Source organism: Martinezella sp. CNPSo 3957, from assembly GCF_057784395.1.
Genome location: NZ_JBXSOU010000017.1, coordinates 102,938 through 128,196, shown reverse-complemented (window position 1 = coordinate 128,196; position 25,259 = coordinate 102,938). Strand labels below are relative to the sequence as shown.

Sequence of the window (25,259 nt, the reverse complement as noted above, 5' to 3'; positions counted from 1 at the left end):
GTACCGAGGCTCGATTTTGGCCACCTTTCTTTCCTTTTCGCTCCGGCGCGCGATTTGATATCACCGTTCTCGAATCGCACGAAGATCAGGGAGAGGACATGTCATTCTACCGCAATGGAACGCTGCTGCTCGCGGCGTTCCTTTTGAGCGCGCCAGCGGCGCATGCAGCAACAACGCAAGATGACCCTTCCAAGATCGATCTCGCCAAGCTGATCGAGTGCACGACATACGACGTGCCGAGCTACAATAATTTCGCCCTATGGCTGACCGGGCCAGAAAGCGCCAAAGCCATGAAGCAGTTCGGCATCAGCGAGCTGCCGTCGGACAATCCCTTTCTGCGCGAATTCCAGCTTTCGATGCCCCTGACCGTCTTCGGACGGCGGACGAACAGGATCGTCTTTACCTCCACAGGCCCCCTCGCCGTGCTCGATGAGGCAGACCCTCATTCGCTGGCCAAACAGCTTGGCGCGACGGCCTCGGTCGACCAGCCGAACAAGTTTCTCGGCGAGAAGGTCGTCCTGTCACACAAGGATCAGCAGGCAAATTCGGACACCGTGTTGGAAACGCGCATCTCGCTCAACGTCTCCACAGTCGATACCCATCCCGGTAAGACGCTGGCCGGTTGCAGCTATTCCATCGAGGTCGAATAGGCCCTTACGGCTAGCCGGCTGCATTCCGTGGCCTATCTTCTTCCCCATCGCTCGACAGCCCTATCTGCTTTGGGTAATTTTCTTTAATATGGAATGGTTTAGTGTCGATGCAAATGAACCATCCGGGGGGATGCCATGGCCGACGCCACGCTCGTGAACCGTATGCAACTGCCGAGACCGGACGTGACGCCGGACGAGGCGGCCGAAATCCTACAGACGCATTACGGCCTGAGCGGGACGCTGACCGAGCTCGGCAGTCAGCAGGACCGCAACTACCGCATCGATGCCGGCGATAATGCCTATGTGCTGAAGATCTGCCGGGCGGAATACGAGCTGGTCGAGCTTGAGGCGCAGAACGCCGCGATCCGTCACCTGCACACCAAGCCGGACGCGCCGCGCGTGCCTGAAGTCGTGCCCTCTCTCAATGGTCGCGATATTCTCACCGTTACCCTTCGTGAACAGGATTATCTCGTTCGGCTGCTCGGCTTTCTTCCGGGCCAGACGCTGACACGGCGCAAGCATCTGCCGCCTGCCGCAGCCGCAGGCTTAGGCGCGCTTTCGGCCCGGCTTGCCCGAGATCTTGCCGATTTCGACCATCCCGGCCTTCATCGAAACCTGCAATGGGACCTGCGGCGCGCCGGGCCGGTCGCCGTGCAACTGCTGTCGGCGATCACGGACCACGAGGCACGCGATCGCATCGCCAAGGCAATGGTGGCGGCCGTCAAGCGTATCCAGCCGCTGGCAAGCGAATTGCGCGTGCAGCCGGTGCATCACGATGTCACCGACGACAACGTCGTCAGCCATCCGGATGCGCATGGACAGCTCGTGCCCGATGGCGTCATCGATTTCGGTGATATCATTCAGGGCTGGTTGGTCGGCGATCTCGCCGTCACCTGCGCATCATTGCTGCACCATGCGGACGGCAACCCCTTCTACATCCTTCCCGCCATCAAGGGCTATCATGCCGTCTATCCGCTGACAGAGGCAGAGGGCAAGGCGCTTTGGCCGCTGATCGTCGCGCGCGCCGTCATCCTTGCCGCCAGCAGCGAACAACAGCTCGCCATCGACCCCGACAATGAGTATGTGCGCGGCAATCTCGACTTCGAGCGCGAGATTTTCGATGTCGCGACCGGCGCACAGCCGGATGTGATGGAAGCCGCGATCCTCAAAGCGATCGGCTTCGATGTCGCGCCAATTACGATCGACGGCTGGGCGCCGCTGCTGCCCGACATCGATCCCTCGCGGATTGCCGCCATCGATCTTTCCGTCACCGGCCCCGACTTTATCGACGGCAACTGGCAGAAGCCGGATATGGACTGGCGGCTGCTTGCCCAGACGGCAATCGCGTCGGGGACTGCCGCAACGCGCTACGGCGAATTCCGCCTTTCCCTTGCCGCGCCGCTTAACATGGTACAGCCGCAGAATTTCGCCCTGCATTGCGATATCTGCCTGCCGGCTGGGGCGACGGTTGCAGCTCCCTTTCCCGGCCTTCTGCAACGGCAAGGCCAGCATTTCGTGCTGGTCGGCGACGAAGTGAGCCTGCATCTCGACGGCATCGAGAGTGCTCTTGAGGACGGAGCGGCCGTCGAGCAAGGAGCTACGATCGGGACCATTGGCAGCGAGGGCTCTGCAATCGGGGGATTGCGCATCCAGCTTTGCCGCGTGCCCGGCCTTGTGCCGCCGCTCTTCGCGACGGCGGACCAGGCGGAGGGCTGGTCAGCCATATCGCCGTCGCCTGCTGCTCTCTTGAACCCGGCCTGCGAAGCGCCGCGGCCGGATCCATCCGCGCTGCTATCATTGCGCAACGCCCGCTTCGCCAAGCCGCAGAAGCACTATTACGAGTTCCCGCCGCAGATCGAGCGCGGGTGGCGCGAATTCCTGTTCGACACGCGGGGACGCTGCTACCTCGACATGGTCAACAACGTGACGACGCTTGGCCACGCCTATCCGCGCCTGACGGCAGCGATCGCCCAGCAATGGTCTCGCCTCAATACCAACTCCCGCTTCCACTATGCCGCTGTCGCGGAATTCTCCGAGCGGCTGGCAGCGCTGGCGCCTGATGGACTCGACAGCGTCTTCCTCGTCAATAGCGGCTCGGAAGCCAATGATCTTGCGATCCGCCTTGCCTGGGCGCACACGGGCAAGAGGAACATGCTCTGCCTGCTGGAGGCCTATCACGGGTGGACCGTTGCGAGCGATGCCGTCTCCACCTCGATTGCCGACAATCCGCAGGCGCTGACGACGCGGCCGGGCTGGGTGCATCCCGTCCTGTCTCCCAATACCTATCGCGGCCCGTTCCGCGGTCCGGATTCGGGGATCGACTATCTCAACGACGTCACGGCCAAGTTGCAGGCCATCGATGAAAAGAGAGAGGGGCTTGCCGGCTTCATCGCCGAGCCGGTCTATGGCAATGCCGGCGGTATCGCGCTGCCGCATGGCTATCTTGCCGGCGTCTACGATGCAGTACGGCAGCGTGGCGGCCTTTGCATAGCCGACGAAGTGCAGGTGGGCTACGGCCGGCTCGGCGAACACTTCTGGGGTTTCGAAACCCAGGGCGTCGTGCCCGATATCATCACAATCGCCAAAGGCATGGGCAACGGCCATCCGCTCGGCGCCGTCATCACCCGACGCGAGATCGCCGAATCGCTGGAAAAGGAAGGCTATTTCTTTTCTTCCGCCGGCGGCAGCCCGGTCAGCTGCGTCGTCGGCCTCACCGTTCTCGATATTCTCAAGGACGAGAATCTGCAGGAAAATGCCCGCGTCATCGGCGACCGGCTGAAGGCTGGCCTGATCGCTCTCATGGATCGATTCCCGCTGATCGGCGCCGTGCATGGCACGGGGCTTTATCTCGGCGTCGAATTCGTGCGCGATCGCGAAAGCCTGACGCCGGCCACCGAAGAGACGGCTGCGATCTGCGAGCGCCTGCTCGATCTCGGAGTCCTCATGCAGCCGACCGGCGATCACCTGAACGTGTTGAAGATCAAGCCGCCTCTATGCCTCGCACCCGAGAGCTCCGATTTCTTCGTGAAGGCCCTGGAAAAGGTGCTGGAAGATGGATTTTGACGACCCCGGCGCGCCATTAACCATTTAGGTGTTTTAGCGGCGCGTGAATTTTAATGTTGCCGGGGCATTGTCGAATCTCGCGCCAATTCCTATCTGTTGCTCGGTGATCGGCGAGCCGTACCGACACGGGTAGCAAGACGAAGGTTTTAAGACAACCTTCCCCGCAATCCGCCAGGTTCGGAATTTTATTTTCCCGATCGTCGACATTTTGACATCTTTCGGAATATGTTTCTGAGGATGCAATTGCTATTATCTACTAATATAGTGGATAATGGTGCACTCACCGGGTCTCTGCTACTGAGACCCTAACAAGTACAACGCCAATTGAGGAAGTGACATGCTGAATAGAAAAGTCATTGCTTCGTTCCTTGGGCGGCCCGTGCTTGGCAATGACCGTTCGGGCGCGCTCTCCCGCCCGTGCTGTCGAATGTGACGTTCGTCCTCCTTCCCGGAATAAGACAGTCAATTCGCCATGTCTGCGCCGTGCGTGCGCAGAGGGAGTCTATTTATGAAGAAGCAAGTCATCGAATACGCCGGCGTTCCCGTCGGCATCGTCGTTCCTGATCAGGATCGGCTCAAGTTCATCGCTGTAAAATATCATGTCCATGATCTGGACGAGCAGCATTTCAGAAATGCGGACGAAGTGAAGCTTGCGATCCGCGACCTTCTCTCCCGCCAGCAGGCAAAACCGATCCATGTTTGATGGATCGGATTACCTGCGCTTTTACTCAATCCCATCCCCAGCCCTCACCCTTTGATAGAATCAGGGTGGGGGCTTTTTTATTTGAGGCCATCGCATGGCTTCTTTCGAAGGAAGCTTCCACCGGCTCCTTATGAAACGCCAAAGCTCCGAAGCCTCCAGCCCTGCACCGCTTGGGTCGAACAAACCCATCTTGTCTTTTCCCCCTCTTTACGATCCTATCGCCATAACGACCTCGCGTTGCAACGGCGAAGGATTTTTCATTGGCTGATCTCCTCAATCTCCTGACCGATGTCGAAGGCGTCGCTGTCGGTCATTCGACCGATCTTGCGCTCGGCTCGGGCGTCACCGCCATCGTCTTCGATGAGCCGGCTATCGCCTCCTGTACCGTTCTCGGCGGCGCGCCAGGCGGACGGGATACTGCATTGCTGGACCCTGCAATGACGGTCGGCACCGTGGATGCTCTCGTGCTCTCAGGCGGCTCGGCCTTCGGGCTCGATGCCGCCGGCGGCGTGCAGGCCGGCTTGAGGGAAATCGGCCGCGGTCTGAAAGTTGGCAACGCGCTGGTGCCGATCGTGCCGCAGGCGATCCTGTTCGATCTCATCAACGGCGGCAACAAGGATTGGGGGCTGCACTCGCCCTATCGCGATATGGGATATGTCGCCTTCAAGGCCGCGGATAAAGGACCCTTTGCACTTGGAAGCGTCGGCGCCGGCACGGGCGCCACGACGGCGACAGTCAAAGGCGGGCTCGGCTCGGCAAGTGCCGTCAGCAGCAGGGGATACAGGATCGCCGCCATCGCTGCCGTCAATGCACTCGGTTCAGCCACCATCGGCGACAGCCCGCATTTCTGGGCGGCGCCCTTCGAAGAAGACGACGAATTCGGCGGCCTCGGTACGCCGCAGGTGGTCGATTCTCGCCTGCAGCTGAAGGGCACCAACATCACCGCCACGACCATCGGCGCTGTCATAACCGACGCCCAGTTGACCAAGGCAGAGACGCATCGCCTGTCCATCTCAGCCCATGACGGCTTCGCCCGGGCGCTCCTGCCGACGCATCTGCCGCTCGACGGCGATACTGTATTTGCCGCCTCTACCGGTAAGCATTCCCGCGACGATATGCCTGGTTTCATGGAGCTTTGCCACCTTGCCACTATCGTCATGGCGCGCGCTATCGCCCGCGGCGTCTATGAGGCGACGGCACTGCCGGTCGAGGGTGGGCAAGCGGCGTGGCGGGATCGCTTCGCCAACCTGGTCGTCTAAAGGGAGATCCCGCGCATGCAGATCCGCGCGCTGATCTATTTCGACGAGCTGGTGCGCACCAATTCGATGCGCCAGGCGGCCGAAAACCTGAACGTGGCGCCGACGGCCATCAGCCGCCAGATCGAGAATCTCGAATATCATTTCGGCACGCAGCTGGTCGAACGCAGCGCCCGCGGCATCAAATTGACGGCTGCCGGCGAATTGCTGGCGGAACGCGCGGGCCGGACGCTGCGCGAGCTCGATCATGTGCACCAGTTGATCGAAGACCTGAAGGGTCTGCAGCGCGGGACGGTCAGTATCTATGCCAACGGCGCGTCGGTCGCCAATATCCTTGCTCCAGCGCTGGCCGAGTTCAGCTTGCGCTATCCGCGTCTGCGCTTCGAAGTGACCATTACCAGCGCTCGCGGCGCCATCGAGGCCGTCAACAATGCCGAGGCCGATATTGCGGTGACGCTGTTTGCCCCGCCGCTTTCCGGCACAAAGGTGCGCCTGCGGTCCGAGCTCGTCTATGACGTGATCGCCGCTTCCTCCCATCCGCTTGCTGCCGCCAGCGAGATCACGCTAGATGAAATTGCGTCACACGCGCTTGCCGTCCCCGATCGCTCCTTCGGCGCAAGGCAGGCCTTCGACGCGCTGTTCGAACGTGAGGGGCTGAGGCTCGATCCAGTCTTTGAGACCGGCTCGCTGGAAATGCAGAAGGAGCTGGTGCTGCGGGGCGCAGCAATTACCATGCTGCCGGCGCTGACCGTTCAAAGGGAGATCGAAGCGGGTCAGCTCGTCGCACGACCCGTCGCGAGCGGCATGGGGGTGCGGACGCCGGTCGACCTCTGCGTCGCACCTGATCGCCCGCTCTCCTTCGCGGCCGGCAAGCTGCTCGATTTCATCGAGCGCTTCATGCGCAAGCAACTTTCCGCCAAGGGGAGGCGGGATTGAACCCAACACTGTAGAAGACAAGACCAGTGTAGCGGTTTCGGCTACACCGAGCACACATTTTCGGAATTGTGTGTGCGCCTATGAGATGACACTATCCTGAAAAAGACCGCAGGCCGGAGGGAAAGCCGGACATGCGGGCAAAAGCAAGGGAACCGACATGCCCAAGTTTTCACGCCCGAGCCTGGGCGACGTCGCGCGCCGGCTTGCCTATGGCGCCACAGTTTCCGCCGGCCTGCTGATGATGATGGGCCTCACACAGGCTGAGGCCGCGAAGACAACTCTCAATCTTGGCATGAGCGTCGAGCCGACGGGCCTCGATCCGACGATCGCCGCGCCCGTGGCAATCGGCCAGGTCACCTGGCAGAATATTTTCGAAGGGTTGGTTGCGATCGACGAAAACGGCAAGATCGTGCCGCAGCTTGCCAAGAGCTGGGAAATCTCGCCTGACGGCCTGACCTATACGTTCAAACTGCAGACCGGCGTGAAATTCCATGACGGCGAAGCCTTCGATTCAGCCGCGGCGAAGTTCACGCTGGATCGTGCCCGCGGTGGCGATTCCGTCAATCCGCAGAAGCGCTTCTTTGCGACTATCGCCTCGATCGACACGCCGGATGCGGAGACGCTGGTCCTGCATCTTTCTTCGCCGACCGGCAGCCTACTCTATTGGCTGGGCTGGCCGAGCTCCGTCATGGTCGGGCCGAAGTCCTCTGCCAATAACAAGACGACGCCCGTCGGCACCGGACCGTTCAAATTCTCCTCCTGGACGAAGGGCGACCATGTCGACCTCGTCAAGAACCCGGACTACTGGAACAAATCTGCTGACGTGAAGCTCGAGAAGGTGACCTTCCGTTTCATTTCCGATCCGCAGGCGGAGGCCGCGGCACTGAAAGCCGGTGATCTCGATGCCTTTCCGGAATTCGCCGCGCCGGAGCTCATGAGTTCCTTCGAGGGCGATGCCAGGCTGACGACCAAGATCGGCAACACCGAGCTGAAGGTCGTGGCCGGCATGAACAACACCCGCAAGCCTTTCGACGACAAGCGCGTGCGCCAGGCGCTGATGATGGCGCTCGATCGCAAGACGATCATCGAAGGCGCCTGGTCCGGCTTCGGCACCGCGATCGGCAGCCACTACACGCCGAACGATCCCGGCTACAAGGATTTGACAGGCACGCTGCCTTATGATGCCGCCAAGGCCAAGGCATTGCTTGCCGAAGCCGGCTATCCAAATGGTTTCACCTTCACCATCAAGACGCCGCAAATGGCCTATGCGCCGCGCAGTGCTCAGGTGATGCAGGCGATGTTTGCCGATATCGGCGTGACGATGAATATCGAGCCGACGGAATTCCCGGCGAAATGGGTGCAGGACGTTTTCACCGGCCGCAATTACGACATGACCATCGTCGCCCATGCCGAGCCGATGGATATCGATATCTATTCGCGCGATCCCTATTACTTCAACTACAAGAACCCGGCCTTCAACGAGTTGATGAAGAAGATCCAGCTCACCGCCGATCCCGCCGAGCAGAACAAGCTCTATGGCGAGGCGCAAAGCATTCTTGCCGAGGATGTGCCGTCGCTCTTCCTGTTCGTCATGCCGAAGCTCGGGGTGTGGGACAAGAAGCTGAAGGGTCTCTGGGAGAACGAACCGATCCCGTCCAACGTGCTGACCAACGTTTCCTGGGAAGACTAAGCTCTTTGCCTGCAGGCGCGGATGGGCGGATCGCTTCGCCCGCCGCGAACCCTTTCGAAGCCAACCATTTCGATGCCGGGCATGGTCGGCCATGGACTTGCTATGATCGTACTGCTCACCCGCCGGATTTTCGGACTTGTGCTGACGCTGATTGCCGTCTCGCTGCTGATCTTTGCCGTCATGGCGCTGCTGCCGGGCGACCCGGCCGCGATCACGCTCGGCACCTCGGCGACGCCGGAAACGCTTGCCGCGCTCCGGCATGATATGGGGCTCGATCAGCCGCTGATCGTGCGGTACGGGCAATGGCTCGCCGGCGCGCTGACGGGTGATCTCGGCACGTCCTATACCTATGGTGTTCCGGTCGTAGGCCTGATTGCCGAGCGGCTTGCCGTCACCCTGCCGCTTGCGCTGCTTGCCATCCTGTTGTCGGTTCTTGTCGCCGTGCCGCTCGGTGTTGCGGCAGCGGCAAGACGCGGCGGCGTCTTCGATATCATCGCCACACTATTTTCGCAGATGGGCATCGCCGTTCCGGGCTTCTGGGTCGGCCTCTTGCTGGTGCTTGTGTTTGCCACATCGCTCGGCTGGATGCCGGCGGGCGGTTTTCCCGGTTGGGAGAGCGGATTCTGGCCTGCCGCGAAGTCGCTGGTGCTGCCGGCCGCCGCCCTTGCACTGCCGCAGGCGGCGGTGCTGACCCGTGTGACGCGCTCGGCCGTGCTCGATACGTTGCATGAGGATTTTGCCCGCACCGCGATCGCCAAGGGTCTATCGCGCAGCCGCGTGCTCTGGGGACATGTGGTGCCGAATGCGCTGGTGCCTGTGCTGACCATTCTCGGACTGCAATTCACCTTTCTCGTCGCCGGCGCCGTACTGATCGAAAATGTCTTCACCCTGCCCGGCCTTGGCCGCCTCGCCTATCAGGCACTCAGCCAGCGCGACGTCATCGTTCTGCAGGACGTCGTGCTGTTCTTCGCCGGCCTCGTCATCGTCGTGAATTTTCTGGTCGATCTCTCCTATCTCGCCATCGATCCCCGGCTGCGAGCGGGAGGTGCGCGATGACTACAGTCGACACCAAAGTTGCCGCACCGTCTTCCCGCCGCCGTTTTCGGGCGCTGCGGCGAATGAATCTCATCGTCGGCGCCGTCATCATCCTTGCGCTCTTCTGCGTCGCTCTCCTCTCGCAGTTCTGGACGCCGGTGCCGCCCGCGAAGATGCAGATCCTTCACAAGCTGCAGCCGCCCCTTGGCTTCGGGCTTCTCGGCACCGACCAGATCGGCCGCGACGTCCTGTCGATGCTGATGGCGGGCTGCTGGAATTCGCTTTCGATCTCGGTGTCATCCGTCGCGATCGGCGGAACAATCGGAACGATCATCGGCGTTTCCGCCGCCGCCCAACGCGGCCTGTTCGAGGCGCTCGTCATGCGGGCCTGCGACGTGATCTTCGCCCTGCCGCCGATCCTTTCGGCCATGATCCTCGGTGCATTTCTCGGGACCGGTCGCTCCACGGCCATCATCGCCATCGCCGTCTTCATGGTGCCGGTCTTTGCCCGTGTCGCGCTCGGTGCGGCCCTGCAGGCCTGGAGCCGCGACTATGTGCTGGCGGCGCGCGCCATCGGCAATACGCAGCTTTCCATCACGCGCCGCCATGTCCTGCCGAACATCATGGGCAGCATCATCGTCCAGGCGACGATCCAGCTCGGCCTTGCGATCCTGACGGAAGCCGGACTTGCCTTCCTGGGCTTGAGCGTGCCGCCGCCTGCACCGACCTGGGGGCGGATGCTGGCCGATGCGCAGACCTATTTCCACGTGGCGCCATGGCTCGCCCTGCTGCCGGGGCTTGCCATCGCGCTCTCCGTACTTGGCTTCAACCTGCTCGGCGACGGGCTGCGCGATCTCCTCGACCCCCGCGAGGCGACGCGCTGATTGCGATATAAAGAGTATAGATCATGACCGAACCTACCGATCTTTCCATCCGAGACCTCCGGCGCAAGTTCGCCGACAAGAGCCTGTCTCCCAGCGAATACTGGCTGGCGCTCGAGACGCATATCGAGGCATGGGAGCCAACAATATCAGCTCTCTATGCCTATGATCCCGAGGATGCCCGCAAGCAGGCAGATGCCTCTACGGAGCGCTGGGCGAAGGGCGCGCCGCTTGGGACCCTGGACGGGATTCCGGTGACGCTGAAGGAGCTGATCGCCACCAAGGGTCAGCCGGTGCCGCTCGGCACCGCGGCCGTCGAGCTCATTCCCGCTGCCGAGGACGCGCCGATCGCCGCCCGCATGCGCGAGGATGGCGCGGTGATTTTCGCGAAAACCACCTGCCCCGATTACGGCATGCTCTCCTCCGGCCTTTCGAGCTTTCACAAGCTCAGCCGCAACCCCTGGGACCCCAGCCAGAATCCGGGCGGCTCCAGCGCCGGTGCCTCGGCCGCGGCAGCTGCCGGCTACGGACCACTGCATATCGGCACCGATATTGGCGGCTCGATACGCCTGCCAGCTGGCTGGACCGGCATTTTTGGCTTCAAGCCGAGCAATGGCCGTATTCCGATCGATCCCTATTATCTCGGGCGATGCGCCGGACCGATGACCCGCACGGTCGAGGATGCCGCCTTTTCCATGGCGACGCTCTCGCGGCCCGACTGGCGCGACAGCACCAGCCTGCAGCCAAACGGGATCGACTGGATGGATCTCGGTATCGACGTCCGAGGCATGAAGATCGGCCTGACGCTTGATGCTGGCTGCGGCCTGCCTGTCGAGGACGAGATACGCGATGTGGTCACCGCTGCCGCCAAGCGCTTCGAGGAAGCGGGCGCCATCATCGTCGATGTCGCGCCGGTGCTGACGAGGCAAATGCTGGATGGGCTCGACGCCTTCTGGCGCGCCCGCTTCTGGGGCGACATGACGGCCTTGAGCGAGGAACGCCGCAACAGCATCCTGCCCTATATCTATAGCTGGGCGAAGGGCGGCGCAGAGATCAGCGGCGTCGATGCCGTTCGTGGCTTCAACCAGACCTACGAGATGCGCAAGAGCTGCGCCAAGCTCTTCGCAGAGGTGAATGCCGTGCTTTCGCCGACCAATCCGATCGTCTCCTATCCCGCCGAATGGGCCTCACCCACCAACGACCCGGCGCGACCTTTCGAGCACATCGCCTTCACTGTTCCGTGGAACATGTCGGAGCAGCCGGCTGCGTCGATCAATTGCGGCTTCTCCCGCTCCGGCATGCCGATCGGCATGCAGATCATCGGTCCGCGCTTCGACGACATGCTGGTGCTTCGCCTCTCGAAAGCCTTCGAGGACTGGACCGGCGGCGTGACGAACTGGCCGAAGCGGCCGGCGTGAACAGAACTTGAAGTCAGCCAGCTAGTCCAGCGACAACGGCACGGAAAGACCGACCTTGACCCGGTCCATGGTCACAAGCGACTTGAACTTGGTGACATTCGGATTGTCGTAGAACAGGCGCCGGGCCACCTCCTCATAGGCGGACATGCTGGGGACGACGATGATGAGCACGAAATCGGCCTCGCCGGTGACACAGTAGCATTGCTGCACTTCCGGCGCTTCGAGGAAGCTGCGCTTGATCGCGTTGATGAGGTCGTACCGCTCGTTTGCGATATGCACCTCGACGATGATGGTAATCGGCAGGCCTATTGCCGCCGGATCGACGACCGCGATATTGGCCTGGATGACACCGCTTTCCTGCATGCGCTTGATGCGCCTCTGCACAGCCGGCGCCGACAGGTTGATCCGCTCACCGATCTCGCGTTGCGGAACCGTACTGTCCTTCTGCAATATCTCGAGAATTGCCAGATCGAATTCATCGAGATCGGCGGGTTTGCGCATTTCAATACATCCTTACCGCAAAGAGGAAACAAAATTGCATGAAAGCCGTCAAAATGGAGCCAAATCCTCTTCCCCAATGTACTAGCTTTGCGCCACACATCATCTGACTTGCAAAGGCACGAGAATGTCACAACCGGACACCGAATACGATATGCGCAGCGCAAGCCTCGGAGAAAGCGCCGATACGAAGGGTTTTCTTCTCGGCGTAATGGCGATGGTTCTCGCGGCGCTGGCCATGAGCATCTCGCCGAGCCTCGTGCGCCTCGCCGATGTCGGGCCTTTCGCCAGCGCCTTCTGGCGTGTCTTCCTGGCGCTGCCGATCCTTTGGATATGGATGCGCTATGCGGAGGTCGCGGAGCCCAATGCGCCTCGCGCCAGTTTCACGATACCGACCATTCTCGCCGGCATCGCCTTCACGGGCGACCTGTTCTTTTGGCATCTCTCGATCATGCGGACGACGATCGCCAACGCCACCTTCTTCGCGACGATGGCGCCGCTATGGGTCGTGATCTTCGGCTGGCTTCTGCTGAGGCAAAGGGTCGGTCGCGCCACGCTTCTTGGCCTCCTCGTCTGCCTTGCGGGCGGCACGGCGCTCGTCGTCCAAAGCCTGGCATTCAATCCGGACCGGGCGGTCGGCGATGCTCTCGCCATCATCACCGGCGCGTTTTTCGGCCTTTATTTCCTGGCGGTCGGCGCGGCGCGCCCCGGGACCAACGCCGCGCGCGTCACCTTCGAATTGAGCATCATAACGTCGGCGATCCTGTTCCTGATCGCCTTCTTCTTCGAGCCGCGCATATTGCCGCAGTCGATCGCGGGATGGTGCGTGCTGCTGGCACTCGGCCTCATCAGCCATGCCGGCGGACAGGGACTGCTTTCGGTCGCGCTCGGAAGATTGCCGACCGTATTCTCCTCTCTTGTCATTTTCCTGGAGTCGATCGCAGCCGCCCTTTTCGCCTGGTTCCTATTCGGCGAAAACGTCACGCTGTTGCAGGCGCTTGGCGGCATCGTCATCGTCGCCGGCATCTGGATCGCGCGCCCTCGCACGCCGTAAGACCGCCGCCACGGCAAATGCCGGATGGGTTGTCGCTACAGGGTTTCGGAGCGCAGTCAGTCGATGAAACGGCGATAGCCGGTCGGCCTTTCATAAAGCCAGCCGATGCGCTCGATGGCGGCGGCGAAATTCTCACGGGCGACGGTCATGGTATGGCCGTTGGCGTGAACAATGGTTTCCGGATCTTCCATGATCGCCACATGCCCCTTCCAGAAGACGAAATCGCCGCGCTTCAGCTCCTCGCGCTCGATTGGCTGGCCAAGGCCAGCGGCCTGCATGTCGGTATCGCGCGGCGCGGCACGGCCCGTCATCGACAGCGCCAGCTGTACCAGCGCTGAGCAATCGATGCCGAGGCCCGAGCGGCCGCCCCAGAGATAGGGCGTCTCGATGAAGCGTAAGGCGACATCAACGAAGTCACCGCCCTTGTTGTAACCAATCGGCTGGACGTGCTTTGCGAAGATCGCGGTTCCATCCTCCAGGACGACATAGTGATTGCCCCGCGCCTCCGCCGTGCCGGTCACATGTACGAGACTGCCCATGGAGAGGATCGCAGCATGTGGCTTGCGCAGCTCCGGCTCGGGATAGAGGAAAGTGCGCTGCGGGACGACGATATGGGTCGGCGCTGCCGCGCCCTCATTAATCGCCGTTTCCGGAAGATAGCCGACATAATCGTCAGACACAGCCTTGATCCAGCACCAGCCGTCGCGGCGCTCGAATATCGTCACCTCTTCGCCCATCAAGAGCTCGGTATCGATGCCCGAGGCGAGATCCGGCTTCGGCCGGAGCGCAGCGACCGGCACGGCAACGCGCGCATCAATACCCTCGACGAAACGCTCGGCCTCAACCTTGCCCTTGAGAGAAGCCTCGGCAAGATCGGGTCTGAAAGCATTGAGACGGCGGTCAAGCATCATGGTGAAATTCCTGAGGTTACAATTTTCGGCCGTGCTCGATGATGAGATCGCCGAGTTTTTCAAGATAGAGCGCGCCGGTGACTGTTCGCTTAATGATGACATTGCGGCGATCGCGATCGTCGCGCACGCGGTCGACCAATCCCATCACGCCCATGGTGTCAAGCGCCCTAGTTATGACGGGCTTGGTGACGCCGAGCGTCGCGGCCAGGCCGCGTACGGTATGCGGCGGTGGCACAAGATAGATCTGCAGCAGAATCGCCGTCTGCCGCAGCGTCAAATCATGATCCTCGCGGCGCACCTGAGCGAGCGTCACGCCATGCCAGAGGCCGAGAGCCTGCGAGGCGGTGAGTTCAAGCGGCAAGAGCAACCTCGAAATTCGTTACGCTGCCGTTCCAGTCTCGACCAAGATCGTGGCGGTTTCAAGGGGTGTTTTGGTTCTAGCTCTTTCGAAGATGGACTTTCGAGCCATAGAATTCGCGGAGGGTGCGCACCCCCCTCTGTCGCTTTCGCGACATCTCCCCCACAAGGGGGGAGATCTTTAGGAGTTTGCCGCTCGTCGACCTCAAAACAACGAACTGCGATTTCACCAGGCACGATATTAGGCTTGTGGCAGGTATGTGCAGCGAGTAACCAATCTCCCCCCTTGTGGGGGAGATGTCGCAACAGCGACAGAGGGGGGTATCAGAGGCTCGGCATAATCGAACACCCATCTGCTCGCGATAATGCAGCCCCTACCGCACGCTCTGCCTGATATAGTGATAGAGCGCACGGATCGCCTGTGCCTCGCCGCCGCCGGGCGAATGCGGACGTTCGCTCGGTGCCCAGCCGAAGATGTCGAAATGCACCCAGCTTGGTGTCTTCGTCACGAAGCGCTTAAGGAACAGGGCGGCCGTAATGGCGCCGGCCATGCCGCCTGCTGGCGCATTGGTGATATCGGCAAATTTGGTGCGGATGTCCTTATCGTAGCCCATATAGAGCGGCATGCGCCACAGCGGATCATCCGTCTCCAGGCTCGCCTCGGTCAGATCGCTGGCAAGTTCGCTATCGTCGGTGAAGAAGGGCGGCAGGTCGGGACCGAGCGCGACGCGGGCAGCACCCGTCAGCGTCGCCATATCGATCATCAGGTCCGGCGCGTCCTCGTCGGCATAGGCGAGCGCATCGGCGAGGATCAGCCGCCCCTCGGCATCGGTATTGTCGATCTGCACGGTCAGGCCCTTGCGGCTCTTGTAGATATCGCCAGGGCGGAAGGCATTGGCCGATATCGAATTCTCGACGACCGGTATGATGACGCGCAGGTCGACCTTGAGCTTGGCGTCCATGATCATCAGCGCCAGGCCCATGACGTTGGCGGCACCGCCCATGTCCTTCTTCATCAGCAGCATCGAGGATGCCGGCTTGATATCGAGGCCGCCGGTGTCAAAGCACACGCCCTTGCCGACCAGAGTGATGCGGCGATGACCCTTCTTGCCCCAGTGCAGTTCCAGAAGGCGCGGCGCATCGGCGCTCGCACGTCCCACCGTATGGACCAGCGGGAAATTCTCCTTCAGGAGATCATCGCCGATGATGACGGACATCTCAGCCTTGTAGTGCTCGACCAGCGCCCGAAAGGCGGCTTCGAGCTGTTCCGGACCCATGTCGTTGGTCGGCGTGTTGATGAGATCGCGGGCGAGGAAGACGCCTGCCAGCTGGCGCTTGATATCGGCAGCATCGGCATCGCGCGGGATCATCAATGTCGGCGCCGCGGCTTTTTCGGATTTGTAGCGGTCGAAGCGATAGCTGCCGAGACCGAAACCAAGCGAGAGCCGGTTCGCCGTCAGCGGCGCCGTCTCAATATGCCAGGCGCCGGCCGGCAGGCTGCGTGCCAGCTTGCCTGTGAGGAAGGGTTGTTCGGACGGATTGGAGCCGAGGCCGAACAGAGCTCCGCCCAGATGCCCTTCAGCGGTCGGGATCAACAACAGCGAGCCGCTCTCTGCCTTGTAACCCGCCTTGCGTGCCCAATCGAGCGCGATGGGATCGATGGTGCCCGTCTCGATATGCGCGGGGGTGACAGCAAAGATCGGCAGGGTCGCGCCACCCTTCGAATTGAAAGGCGTCGCGCGCTCGATGAATTGAAAGGGGGCCATGACTATCCTTCGGCAATGACTGAGGGGAATCGAGAGTTAACCGTCTGTTAGGGTTAACAGATTATTGCTGGAGCGAACATTGCGTCGAACCTTTCCCTGTTCCGATTCTAGGCCGGGCGCAAGACTATAGGAATTCAGGGATCAGCGTCATGCCCGCCGTCGCAGCTGCGTCTTCATTCAGAACCTTTCTTTTGCAGGGAGCTTCCGTCGCACTTCTGGCGCTCACGCTCGCAAGCTGCTCGACGACCGGACAGGACAGGATGACGACGGGCTCGATCCCCAAGACTTCGAAATCTGTCGATACGATGAACAGCACGGAGCTGGCTCAGGCGACCGCGACGTTTGGCAAGGCTTATGATGCCAATCCCAAGGATCGCGATGCCGGCGTCAACTACGCCAATGCGCTGCGCATGAGCGGCCGCAACAATCAGGCGCTTGCGGTCATGCAGCAGGTGGCAATCGCCAATCCGACCGACCGCGGCGTGCTGGCGGCCTATGGCAAAGCCCAGGCGGCGGCAGGCCAGCTCGACGAGGCGCTTTCGACCATTGACCGCGCCCAGCTTCCGGATCGGCCGGACTGGCGCCTGGTTTCGGCGCAGGGCGCAATCCTCGATCAGCTTGGGCGCTCCCAAGATGCGCGCGCCAAATATCGGGATGCGCTGGTGCTGGCTCCAAACGAGCCGACCATCCTTTCCAATCTCGGCATGTCCTATGTGCTGACCGGCGATCTCAAGAATGCGGAAAACTATCTCCGCACGGCCATCTCGCAGCCGGGCTCCGATAGCCGCGTACGGCAGAATCTGGCGCTGGTCGTCGGTCTGCAGGGCCGGTTTGCGGAAGCCGAACAAATTGCGCGGCAGGAACTGACGCCGCAACAGGCGAACGCCAACGTTGCCTATCTGCGCGGCATGCTGGCGCAGCAGAACTCCTGGCAGAAGCTTGCCGTCAGCGGCAACGGCAGGAAAGTCGCCCAACAATAGGGCCAGCGGGAGCGGCCATAAGGGCTTGCCTGCGCACCTCTCGCACAGATAAGCCGGCCGCGTGCCAATTCAGCCGGATCCCGGCAGCTCGAGGCACTTAACGCCAGATGTGGCGCGGCAGCCCCTCGGCGACAAGCCGCGCTCCGAGCGCGCCGATAACGGCGCCCGCCACCCTGTCGATCCAGAGCTTTGATCCAACATACATGGCGCGCGGGCGGTTGGAGGAGAAGGCAAGCGTCACCGCGGTATACCAGCCAGCCTCGACTAGAAAGACTGCGGGCGGAACCGTAAAGAGCAGCCACGGAGGCGGAGCAGCCGGCAGGAGTGCGGCGAAGATACTGCCGTAGAAAATGGCTGTCTTTGGATTGCTGAGCTGCGTGCCGAGCGCAAAGAGGAAGTTGCGCATCACGCCGCCCTCTGCCGGCGTTGCCGGCGCGTCGATGGGAAGATCGTCCGCTGCGCTGCGCCAGATCCTAATGCCGACATAGATCAGATAGAGGCCGCCGCCGATTTTCAGTGCGAGATACAGCCATTCGACTTTCATCAGCAATGCGCTGAGGCCAAACAAGGCCAAGGTCGCAAAAATGACGCTGCCGGTTCCCATACCGAAGGCTGCGGCAAGCCCCGCCTTACGGGAACGCGAAACAGCAATGCGCGAAACGAGCACGAAACTGGGGCCGGGACTGACCGCACCGATGAAAACGGCAGCCATGACGCTGAAAAATATTGCCAGGGATGACATGCGAGACCTCCAAAGACGCTCGGCGCGAATGACTTCCGCTTGCCGGAACACACGCCAGACGCAATCGACGACATTGGATACAACTAACCATGTCTCCGCGTGGCGGGCAAGCAGGCAATTCAGAACTTGTCCATGGCCTGGATGATCGCCGGGCCGAGAATCACGGCCATCAAGACCGGCAGGAAGAAGATGATCATCGGCACTGTCAGCTTCGGCGGCAGCGCGGCAGCCTTCTTTTCCGCCTCGTTCATGCGTTCGTCGCGGCCCTCCTGCGCCATGACGCGCAGCGCCTGCGAGAGCGGCGTACCATAGCGTTCGGCCTGGATGAGCGCCTGCGTCACCGATTTGACGAGATCGATCTGCGTACGGGCGGCGAGATTGTCGAAGGCGGTACGGCGATCCTGCAGGAAGGAAAGCTCGGCCGTGGTCAGCACCATTTCCTCCGCAAGTGCCGGGGATTGCTCGGCCATTTCCTCGGACACGCGATGCATACCCGCCTCGATTGAAATGCCCGACTCCACGCAGATCAACATCAGGTCGAGGGCATCGGGCCAGGCGCGCTTGATCGATTTCTGGCGCTTGCTCACGAGATTGGAGATGTAAATGTTCGGCGTATAGAAGCCCAGATAAGCGAAAGCGATGACCCCGAGCAGACGGATCGGCAGGGGCTTTGCGGCGAACCAGCCGAGAACGAAGACGACGACGATCGCAACCGCGAGAAACAGGAACGGCAGCAGGAATCGCGCCACCAGGAACATGTTGAGCGCATTTTCCGATCGCAGGCCCGCGGCCCGCAAGCGATTGACGGTATTGGCGTCGACCAGCGCGTTGCGCAGGTTGAACCGATCGACGATCTGTCTGACGTTTCGATTGTTGTGGCTGCGCAGCGATGCCTTCCCGCCGTCCGCATTCAGCCGTGCCCGCTCGCGCGCACGGATCTGTTCGCGCTCCGTCGACACGGCCTTCATGCGCTTGCTGAGATCGCCGCGTTCCAAAAGCGGTATCGCAATCGTGTAGAAAGTCGCGAAGACGGCAATGGCGACCACGACGGCAAGAAGAGTGCCGGGATCGGTTAGACGGGCAGCGAGATCGGTCATGGGCTACGCGGCTCCTTCCCGCTCAGATCTCGAAATTGACCATGTTACGCATGATGAAGATGCCGATCGACATCCAGATGCCGGCGCCAAGCAAGATCAGATGACCGCGCGGATCGGCGAACAGGATCATCATGTATTGCGGCGACGTCAGATAGACCAGCAGCATCACCACGAAGGGCAGAGTGCCAATGATGACGGCGGATGCCTTGGCTTCCATCGACAATGCCTTGACCTTCGCCTTCATCTTCTTGCGCTCGCGCAGCACCTTCGAGAGATTGCCGAGAGCTTCCGACAGGTTACCGCCCGCCTGGGCCTGGATCGCGATAACGATCGAGAAGAAATTTACCTCCTGCAGGGGCATATGGTTCGAGATGCGCGCGCAGGCATCCGCCATGCTGAAACCGACTTGTTGCGCTTCGACCACCCGGCGGAACTCCGTCTTGACGGGCTCCCGTGCCTCACCGGCCACCAGCCGAATCGCATCATTGAGCGGCAGGCCTGAGCGAAGGGAACGCGTGATGACATCGAGTGCGTTCGGAAACTCCTCCAGAAATTTGCTTTGCCGGCGCTTGATGAGGAAGCGGACGACCCAGCGCGGCAGGCCGAAAGCAGCGGCAAAGAATATGCCTAGAATCGCCAGCAGCGGGGCGCCGACAATGAAAAGAACCAACGTGACGAAAAGGCCGAACAGCACGCTGAAGATGTAAAAGCGCGCCGGCGTCAACGACAGACCGGCCTGCGCGAGGCGCGCTTTCAGGGACTGCCTCTTTTTCGTGTTTTCGGACTGGCGCCGTTCCAGATCCTTCAGAGAATCCTGCACGGATTTGCGCCGCTTCGACATTTCCTGGACGCGATCACGCGCTGCCTTGACCTTGACGCGATCGGTTTCGGCCTGCTTGACGCGGTTGACACGACCTTCCGCCTTCTTCTGGATCTCGATCCGCGAATAGAGAACGCCATAGCAGACTGCCGCGGCGGAAACCGCCGCCAGCAGCACAATCAACAGCACTATTGGATCGATACCGAACATCGTAAATCCTATTGCGCCTTCTGTTCCATCTCATCGAGGGCGGCTGCCAGGCGCCGTTCCTCGTTGTAGTAGCGGGCACGATCCCAGAAATGCGGCTTGCCGATGCCGGTGGAGACGTGCCGACCGATAATCCGGCCGTTCGCATCTTCGCCCTCGATCTCGTAGCGCATCAAATCCTGGGTAATGATCACATCGCCTTCCATGCCCATCACCTCGGTGATCTGGGTGATGCGACGCGAACCGTCACGCAGGCGAGCGGCCTGGATGACGACGTCGACGGAGCTGGAAATGATCTCGCGCACGGTCTTGGCCGGCAGGCTGAAACCACCCATCGCGATCATCGATTCCATACGGCTCAAGCACTCGCGCGGCGTATTGGCGTGGATGGTTCCCATGGAACCATCGTGGCCGGTGTTCATCGCCTGCAGCAGGTCGAATACCTCGGGTCCGCGCACTTCGCCGACGATGATGCGTTCGGGGCGCATACGCAGGCAGTTCTTGACGAGATCGCGCATGGTGATCTCGCCCTCGCCTTCGATGTTCGGCGGACGGGTTTCGAGACGCACCACATGCGGCTGCTGCAGCTGCAGTTCGGCGGTATCTTCGCAGGTGATGACGCGTTCATCGCGGTCGATGTAGTTGGTCAGGCAGTTCAGAAGCGTCGTCTTGCCCGAACCGGTACCGCCTGAGATGACGACATTGCAGCGCACGCGGCCGATGATCTGCAAAAGCGTCGCGCCTTCGGGCGTGATGGCGCCGAAGCGGACGAGCTGATCGAGGGTAAGCTTGTCCTTCTTGAATTTACGAATGGTCAGCGCGGGACCGTCGATCGCGAGCGGCGGTGCGATGACGTTGACGCGCGATCCATCGGGCAGGCGCGCATCGCAGATGGGGCTGGATTCATCGACGCGGCGGCCGACCTGGCTGACGATGCGCTGGCAGATGGAAAGAAGCTGCGAATTGTCGCGGAAGCGGATTTCGGATTCGACGGTCTTGCCGCCGACTTCGATGAAGGTCTGTCCGGCACCGTTGACCATGATGTCGGCAATGTCGTCGCGGGCGAGCAGCGGCTCCAACGGACCGTAGCCGAGCACATCGTTGCAGATGTCCTCGAGCAGTTCCTCCTGCTCGGAGATCGACATCGCGAAATTCTTGATGGTGATGATATCGTTGACGATATCGCGGATTTCCTCGCGTGCGGCCTCGTTTCCGAGCTTGGAAAGCTGCGAAAGGTCGATCGTGTCGATCAGCGCGGAGAAGACCTGCGATTTCGTATCGTAATATTCTTCGGTGCGCGCCACGCGACGGCGGCTGGGCGTCTGCATCGAGGGAGGCGCGACCTGCTGACGCGGCTGCGTGGAATCATGGGACGGCTCTATCAGCACGGCCGGTGCCGTCGGACCATTGCCAACGGCGGGCACGCGCGCCGGCGGCGGAGACATCGCGCCGCTCTTTGCAGGACCTTCATTTCCGCGCTTGCCAAACATCTTTCTGATCCAATTCTAATGCTGCTGCACGGCCTCCATGAAAATCGGCCTTCGGAAGTCCGTGCGAAATCAAACGATCATTTTCGCTTCAGAAGGCCCAGCAAACCGCCCTTTCTGGCCTTCTTCAAAGCGACACGTCCGGTAACGATGTGCGATATTTGCGAGAAAGTCTCCGCGGTCGGCGACTTCGGATCGGTTTCGGCGATCATCTGCCCGCTGTTGGCGGCATTGCCGAACAGGTTGATGTCGAAGGGGATGATAGCGATCGGATCCGTCTCAAGCGGTGCGCAGAACTCCGAAGGATTGATCTCGGGACGCTTCGGCATGCCGACCTGATTGAGAATGAGGTGCGGCGCCTTGTCGTTGGGCCGCAGCTTGCGCAACGCGTCGATCAGATTCTTGGCGTTGCGCAGATTGGCGAGATCGGGCGCGGCGCAAATGACGACCTCGTCTACCGCGCCAAGCACCGAGCGTGTCCATTCCGTCCAGACATGCGGCACATCGAGAACCGCGACCGGAGCACTGCGCTGAAGGACGTCCAGCACCGGCAGGAAAGCCTGCCCTTCGAAATCATAGGCGCGATCCAGCATCGAGGGAGCCGCCAGCAGCGAGAGATGCTGGGAACATTTGGTCAGCAACCGGTCGAGGAAGACCTCGTCAAGCCGCTCAGGGGCATAGACGGCTTCCGCGATACCCTGCGCGGGATCCTGGTCGAAATCGATATTGGCGGTGCCGTAGGGCAGATCGAGATCTGCAAGAATGGTTTCGGTGGAGAAAAGGCTGGAAATTCCGAAGGCGCAATTATGGGCGATGGTCGATGCGCCTACCCCACCCTTGGCGCCGATAAAAGCGATACTGCGCCCGAGCGGCTCGGCATCGGGATCGATAAAGATCGCCGCCACCGCAGTTAAGAGATCGACCATATCGGTCGGCTGGACGATATATTCGGAGATGCCGTTGCGGATGAGTTCGCGATAAAGGCCGATATCGTTGTGATAGCCGACGACGATGACTTTGGTGCTCGGATCGCAGACGGCGGCGAGCGGTTCGAGTTCCGCCAACAGGCCGCGCGGACCGGCGCGCGTCTCCAGGATGATCAGATTAGGGGTCGGCGCCGAGGCGAACATGTTTGCTGCCGCTGCGACACCACCGCTGGTGATGCGGAGGCTAACCTTGGACATGCGCCGATCGTTGGCACACTGATCCATCACCTGCTGCAGCTGCTCGCTTTCACAGAAGGCATGTATGGAAATACGCGGCAGCGGCCGTAGACTGTCGAGATTGGCCGAGCGCGAAACCTCCTCCGCTTCCGGGGCAGTCGAGCCGATATCATATTCGATGGCGTTCATGATTTCATCCTGTTCCGCCGGCGCGTAACTCTCATGTTCATTGGCCCGAGCCGCCGGAACCACTGAAGCCGCCAACCGTGGCGGTACTCGTCGGGACCGAGCCATTGCGATAATTGTCGATCACCTTGCTGCGCTGATCGGTATCGATCGGCGACACGGCGCGCGGCGAGATCAGATCCGTCGGATTGGCGACTTGCGCCGCCAGATTATGCTGTGTCGCGCAGCCGAAATTGTAGTAGTTCTGGTTGTCGAAGGCGTTGTCCGAAAGATCGTCCGGCCATTGACCGCATGTGTTGGTGAGCGCCGTCGTCGCAGTGAAGCGCAGACGAATCGGAGCCGCATCGCCTGGGTCACCAGCCCCATAGTAGCTGTCCACGATGCGGGCCGACGGAATGCCGTTCGCAACCAGCTCCCTGCGGATCTGCTGACGCAACGCAGATGCCGCCAACGAATTCATCGATCCCCTAGGGGCAAGGATTTCGACCGTACCGCTCGCACGAGTGCGGTAATCCTGGACAAATCCGCGGATGGTATCGCGCATTCCCGTCGTCAGGCGACGGTCGCTGGCGGCAACCGGGATATCGAGACTGTGTTCTTTCTCCGTCAACACGATCGGATGACGTTGCCGATAATCGTCATTGATCGCGCTGGTGGTCATGCGATCACGTGAATCGGCGCAGCTGCTGATAGTTGCAGCCGTCACGATCAGGGCCGGCACAATCAGAGCCAGCCCGAGGGAACGCGACCGGCCGGTGCGAGGCGCTTTGTGCTCCAGGCTGGCCATTTTGGGATCTTTCGTTGATCCGGTTGAAAAGGCGCGCGTCATGATCGGTCTCTCCTCACTTGTAGATGAAGCCGACAGTGCCGTGGAAATCGGCATCGGCGACCGGCGGGCCGTCCTTGCGGCCGTAGATCTTGTTGACACGATTCATGAAGACGCCGCTGATATCGTTGCTCGGCGAGAAGTTATCGTCGGGGCGGGCAAGCTGGCTACGGGCGACCGGCCGCACCAGATAAGGCGTCGCGATGATAACCAGCTCAGTTTCATCGCGCTGAAAGCTCTTTTGACGGAACAGAGCGCCGAGAATCGGAATCTTCGAGGCGCCCGGCGTGCCGTTGGTGGTCTGCTGAATGGTATCGCTCAAGAGACCGGCCAAAGCGATCGAGCCGCCCGACGGCAACTCCACCGACGTATCGGCGGCGCGCTGGTTGTAGGTTGCCGTGCCGGCGTTGGCCGTGCCAACCGGATTGGAGACCTGGGTCTGCACATGCAGGGCGATTCGTCCGGCAGACAGCACGACAGGCGTGAAGGCCAAACTGATACCGTAGGTGAAGGGCGTGACCGTGACGGTCCCGTCCTTGTTCGTGACGGCGTACAGGGTCTGACCGCCTGAATTGAAGGTCGCTGCCTGGCCGGAGATCGCCGTCAACGTCGGCTCAGCCAGCGTACGGACGGCCCCAGCCTGCTCAAGAGCATTGAGGTAGGTGCTGATATCGTATTTGCCGATGGCGGTCTTGAACAAGCTGGCCAGGCCGCCGCCGCCGGCCGCCGCAGTCCCATCCGCGCTAGGACTGCCGAGCTGGGCAACCGTCAAGCCGGAAGAATTCCTGACGAGATTGTCGAAGCCGATCTGCTTCAGCACGCTGCGCTTGATTTCTGCGACGGTCACCTTGAGCGTCACCTGATCCTCGCCTTCGATCTGCAGCATGTTGACGATCTGCGACGTCTGCCGGTTTTCCGCGAAAATGGCGACCGCATTGTTGTCGCCGCTGCCCGAGGCAGTCTGGTTTCGAGTCGTCGCCTCGCCACCTTTGAGGAAGGCCTGCGCAAGCTGCTCGGCCCGTGTCGCATCCTGGGGCGTGCGCACCGTACCGGTCATGACAATGTTGTCGGAAACGATCTCGACATTGATGTCGGAGTCCGGAATGAAGCGCTTGAGGTTGGCCTGCAGGCCGGTAATGTCGCGCTCGATCTGCAGATCGAGGCTGACGATCTCCTTACCGTCGGCGCCAAAGATGAAGATGTTGGTCTGGCCGACCGTCTTGCCGAAAAGATAGATGCGGCGCGATGTTCGCGTCACCGCATCGGCCATCTTGGGATCGGAGACAAGGATATCGTGGGCATCGGCCGGCAGATCGACGACAAGAGCCTTGTTCAGACCCAGCTTCAATGTGCGCTTCGTGCCCAGGCCGGCTATCGTCACGATACTGTCCGAGCCGCCCGCGAAGGCCGCAGGCGTGCGCAGAAAGGCCGGCATGTCTGCCAAGGGCAGGCCGGCAAAGGCGATCGAGAAGGAGAGGCTTACACCAAGGGAGAGGCTGGCTTTGTTGCTTGTCTTGAACATGGTCTCGCCCC

At 61.2% G+C, this 25,259-nt stretch carries 22 protein-coding genes; 11 read left to right on the top strand and 11 right to left on the bottom strand.

Annotated features, from left to right (window positions below; all coding sequences use genetic code 11):
* From AC13QE_RS28165 to AC13QE_RS28125, 9 genes are all read left to right on the top strand, one after another.
* Positions 1–650 (top strand): hypothetical protein (locus tag AC13QE_RS28165; RefSeq protein WP_488486187.1); only part of this gene is annotated, 650 nt, incomplete at its 5' end.
* A gap of 135 nt (positions 651–785) precedes the next feature.
* A complete protein-coding gene (locus AC13QE_RS28160) occupies positions 786–3,713 on the top strand; it encodes an aminotransferase (RefSeq protein WP_488486186.1) in 2,928 nt (975 codons plus the stop codon).
* Between the two features lie 508 nt (positions 3,714–4,221).
* A complete protein-coding gene (locus AC13QE_RS28155) occupies positions 4,222–4,416 on the top strand; it encodes a hypothetical protein (protein WP_015338438.1) in 195 nt (64 codons plus the stop codon).
* A gap of 260 nt (positions 4,417–4,676) precedes the next feature.
* Positions 4,677–5,675 (top strand): P1 family peptidase, encoded by a 999-nt coding sequence (locus AC13QE_RS28150; protein ID WP_488486185.1) that lies wholly within the window; start codon positions 4,677–4,679, stop codon positions 5,673–5,675.
* Between the two features lie 15 nt (positions 5,676–5,690).
* Positions 5,691–6,608, top strand: coding sequence for a LysR family transcriptional regulator (locus tag AC13QE_RS28145; RefSeq protein WP_488486184.1), 918 nt, complete (start codon positions 5,691–5,693; stop codon positions 6,606–6,608).
* Between the two features lie 157 nt (positions 6,609–6,765).
* A complete protein-coding gene (locus tag AC13QE_RS28140; RefSeq protein ID WP_488486183.1) occupies positions 6,766–8,298 on the top strand; it encodes an ABC transporter substrate-binding protein in 1,533 nt (510 codons plus the stop codon).
* Between the two features lie 102 nt (positions 8,299–8,400).
* A complete protein-coding gene (locus AC13QE_RS28135) occupies positions 8,401–9,354 on the top strand; it encodes an ABC transporter permease (RefSeq protein WP_488486191.1) in 954 nt (317 codons plus the stop codon).
* Positions 9,351–10,217: an ABC transporter permease gene (locus AC13QE_RS28130; protein WP_488486182.1), complete on the top strand. Its 867-nt coding sequence runs from the start codon at positions 9,351–9,353 to the stop codon at positions 10,215–10,217. The genes AC13QE_RS28135 and AC13QE_RS28130 overlap by 4 nt, the downstream gene beginning before the upstream one ends.
* A gap of 23 nt (positions 10,218–10,240) precedes the next feature.
* Entirely contained in the window at positions 10,241–11,632 is a 1,392-nt protein-coding gene (locus AC13QE_RS28125; RefSeq protein WP_488486181.1) for an amidase, read from the top strand.
* Positions 11,633–11,653: 21 nt separating this feature from the next.
* Here the strand turns inward: AC13QE_RS28125 and AC13QE_RS28120 are convergent, their stop codons facing one another.
* Positions 11,654–12,133 (bottom strand): Lrp/AsnC family transcriptional regulator, encoded by a 480-nt coding sequence (locus tag AC13QE_RS28120; protein WP_488486180.1) that lies wholly within the window; start codon positions 12,131–12,133, stop codon positions 11,654–11,656.
* 124 nt (positions 12,134–12,257) lie between these two features.
* On the opposite strand from AC13QE_RS28120, the gene AC13QE_RS28115 reads away from it, so the two are divergent.
* On the top strand, positions 12,258–13,184 hold the full coding sequence (locus AC13QE_RS28115) for a DMT family transporter (protein WP_132721102.1): 927 nt from the start codon (positions 12,258–12,260) through the stop codon (positions 13,182–13,184).
* Positions 13,185–13,240: 56 nt separating this feature from the next.
* On the opposite strand, the gene AC13QE_RS28110 is transcribed toward AC13QE_RS28115, so the two are convergent.
* From AC13QE_RS28110 to AC13QE_RS28100, 3 genes are all read right to left on the bottom strand, one after another.
* The gene (locus AC13QE_RS28110; protein WP_488486179.1) at positions 13,241–14,095 is read right to left on the bottom strand and encodes a C40 family peptidase; all 855 of its coding nucleotides are present in this window, start codon (positions 14,093–14,095) and stop codon (positions 13,241–13,243) included.
* Between the two features lie 16 nt (positions 14,096–14,111).
* The gene (locus AC13QE_RS28105; protein WP_041677769.1) at positions 14,112–14,456 is read right to left on the bottom strand and encodes a MarR family transcriptional regulator; all 345 of its coding nucleotides are present in this window, start codon (positions 14,454–14,456) and stop codon (positions 14,112–14,114) included.
* A 370-nt stretch (positions 14,457–14,826) separates the two neighbouring features.
* A complete protein-coding gene (locus tag AC13QE_RS28100) occupies positions 14,827–16,218 on the bottom strand; it encodes a leucyl aminopeptidase family protein (RefSeq protein ID WP_488486178.1) in 1,392 nt (463 codons plus the stop codon).
* A 149-nt stretch (positions 16,219–16,367) separates the two neighbouring features.
* On the opposite strand from AC13QE_RS28100, the gene AC13QE_RS28095 reads away from it, so the two are divergent.
* Positions 16,368–17,198 (top strand): tetratricopeptide repeat protein, encoded by an 831-nt coding sequence (locus AC13QE_RS28095; RefSeq protein WP_488486177.1) that lies wholly within the window; start codon positions 16,368–16,370, stop codon positions 17,196–17,198.
* 97 nt (positions 17,199–17,295) lie between these two features.
* Here AC13QE_RS28095 and AC13QE_RS28090 read toward each other — a convergent pair whose 3' ends face one another.
* The 7 genes from AC13QE_RS28090 to AC13QE_RS28060 form a co-directional block, all read right to left on the bottom strand.
* Positions 17,296–17,940: a LysE family translocator gene (locus tag AC13QE_RS28090; RefSeq protein ID WP_488486176.1), complete on the bottom strand. Its 645-nt coding sequence runs from the start codon at positions 17,938–17,940 to the stop codon at positions 17,296–17,298.
* Between the two features lie 119 nt (positions 17,941–18,059).
* Positions 18,060–19,037 (bottom strand): type II secretion system F family protein, encoded by a 978-nt coding sequence (locus AC13QE_RS28085; protein WP_488486175.1) that lies wholly within the window; start codon positions 19,035–19,037, stop codon positions 18,060–18,062.
* A gap of 22 nt (positions 19,038–19,059) precedes the next feature.
* Positions 19,060–20,067: a type II secretion system F family protein gene (locus AC13QE_RS28080; protein ID WP_488486174.1), complete on the bottom strand. Its 1,008-nt coding sequence runs from the start codon at positions 20,065–20,067 to the stop codon at positions 19,060–19,062.
* An 8-nt stretch (positions 20,068–20,075) separates the two neighbouring features.
* The gene (locus AC13QE_RS28075; protein ID WP_132721095.1) at positions 20,076–21,554 is read right to left on the bottom strand and encodes a TadA family conjugal transfer-associated ATPase; all 1,479 of its coding nucleotides are present in this window, start codon (positions 21,552–21,554) and stop codon (positions 20,076–20,078) included.
* Positions 21,555–21,631: 77 nt separating this feature from the next.
* The gene (locus AC13QE_RS28070) at positions 21,632–22,903 is read right to left on the bottom strand and encodes a CpaE/TadZ family protein (RefSeq protein ID WP_488486173.1); all 1,272 of its coding nucleotides are present in this window, start codon (positions 22,901–22,903) and stop codon (positions 21,632–21,634) included.
* Positions 22,904–22,940: 37 nt separating this feature from the next.
* Positions 22,941–23,729 (bottom strand): CpaD family pilus assembly protein, encoded by a 789-nt coding sequence (locus AC13QE_RS28065; protein WP_488486172.1) that lies wholly within the window; start codon positions 23,727–23,729, stop codon positions 22,941–22,943.
* Between the two features lie 13 nt (positions 23,730–23,742).
* Positions 23,743–25,248 carry a type II and III secretion system protein family protein gene (locus AC13QE_RS28060; protein ID WP_488486171.1) on the bottom strand — a complete coding sequence of 502 codons (1,506 nt, stop codon included), beginning with the start codon at positions 25,246–25,248 and terminating at the stop codon, positions 23,743–23,745.
* Between the last annotated feature and the right edge of the window lie 11 nt (positions 25,249–25,259).

Excerpts from the sequence above, each read along its gene's own strand:
- AC13QE_RS28135 (WP_488486191.1), top strand. The coding sequence starts at position 8,401 with ATGATCGTACTGCTCACCCGCCGGATTTTCGGACTTGTGCTGACGCTG.
- AC13QE_RS28065 (WP_488486172.1), bottom strand. The coding sequence starts at position 23,729 with ATGACGCGCGCCTTTTCAACCGGATCAACGAAAGATCCCAAAATGGCC.
- AC13QE_RS28120 (WP_488486180.1), bottom strand. The coding sequence starts at position 12,133 with ATGCGCAAACCCGCCGATCTCGATGAATTCGATCTGGCAATTCTCGAG.
- AC13QE_RS28075 (WP_132721095.1), bottom strand. The coding sequence starts at position 21,554 with ATGTTTGGCAAGCGCGGAAATGAAGGTCCTGCAAAGAGCGGCGCGATG.
- AC13QE_RS28085 (WP_488486175.1), bottom strand. The coding sequence starts at position 19,037 with ATGACCGATCTCGCTGCCCGTCTAACCGATCCCGGCACTCTTCTTGCC.
- AC13QE_RS28115 (WP_132721102.1), top strand. The coding sequence starts at position 12,258 with ATGTCACAACCGGACACCGAATACGATATGCGCAGCGCAAGCCTCGGA.
- AC13QE_RS28100 (WP_488486178.1), bottom strand. The coding sequence starts at position 16,218 with ATGGCCCCCTTTCAATTCATCGAGCGCGCGACGCCTTTCAATTCGAAG.
- AC13QE_RS28145 (WP_488486184.1), top strand. The coding sequence starts at position 5,691 with ATGCAGATCCGCGCGCTGATCTATTTCGACGAGCTGGTGCGCACCAAT.
- AC13QE_RS28090 (WP_488486176.1), bottom strand. The coding sequence starts at position 17,940 with ATGTCATCCCTGGCAATATTTTTCAGCGTCATGGCTGCCGTTTTCATC.
- AC13QE_RS28080 (WP_488486174.1), bottom strand. The coding sequence starts at position 20,067 with ATGTTCGGTATCGATCCAATAGTGCTGTTGATTGTGCTGCTGGCGGCG.
- AC13QE_RS28140 (WP_488486183.1), top strand. The coding sequence starts at position 6,766 with ATGCCCAAGTTTTCACGCCCGAGCCTGGGCGACGTCGCGCGCCGGCTT.
- AC13QE_RS28110 (WP_488486179.1), bottom strand. The coding sequence starts at position 14,095 with ATGATGCTTGACCGCCGTCTCAATGCTTTCAGACCCGATCTTGCCGAG.
- AC13QE_RS28130 (WP_488486182.1), top strand. The coding sequence starts at position 9,351 with ATGACTACAGTCGACACCAAAGTTGCCGCACCGTCTTCCCGCCGCCGT.
- AC13QE_RS28070 (WP_488486173.1), bottom strand. The coding sequence starts at position 22,903 with ATGAACGCCATCGAATATGATATCGGCTCGACTGCCCCGGAAGCGGAG.
- AC13QE_RS28095 (WP_488486177.1), top strand. The coding sequence starts at position 16,368 with ATGCCCGCCGTCGCAGCTGCGTCTTCATTCAGAACCTTTCTTTTGCAG.
- AC13QE_RS28125 (WP_488486181.1), top strand. The coding sequence starts at position 10,241 with ATGACCGAACCTACCGATCTTTCCATCCGAGACCTCCGGCGCAAGTTC.
- AC13QE_RS28060 (WP_488486171.1), bottom strand. The coding sequence starts at position 25,248 with ATGTTCAAGACAAGCAACAAAGCCAGCCTCTCCCTTGGTGTAAGCCTC.
- AC13QE_RS28155 (WP_015338438.1), top strand. The coding sequence starts at position 4,222 with ATGAAGAAGCAAGTCATCGAATACGCCGGCGTTCCCGTCGGCATCGTC.
- AC13QE_RS28160 (WP_488486186.1), top strand. The coding sequence starts at position 786 with ATGGCCGACGCCACGCTCGTGAACCGTATGCAACTGCCGAGACCGGAC.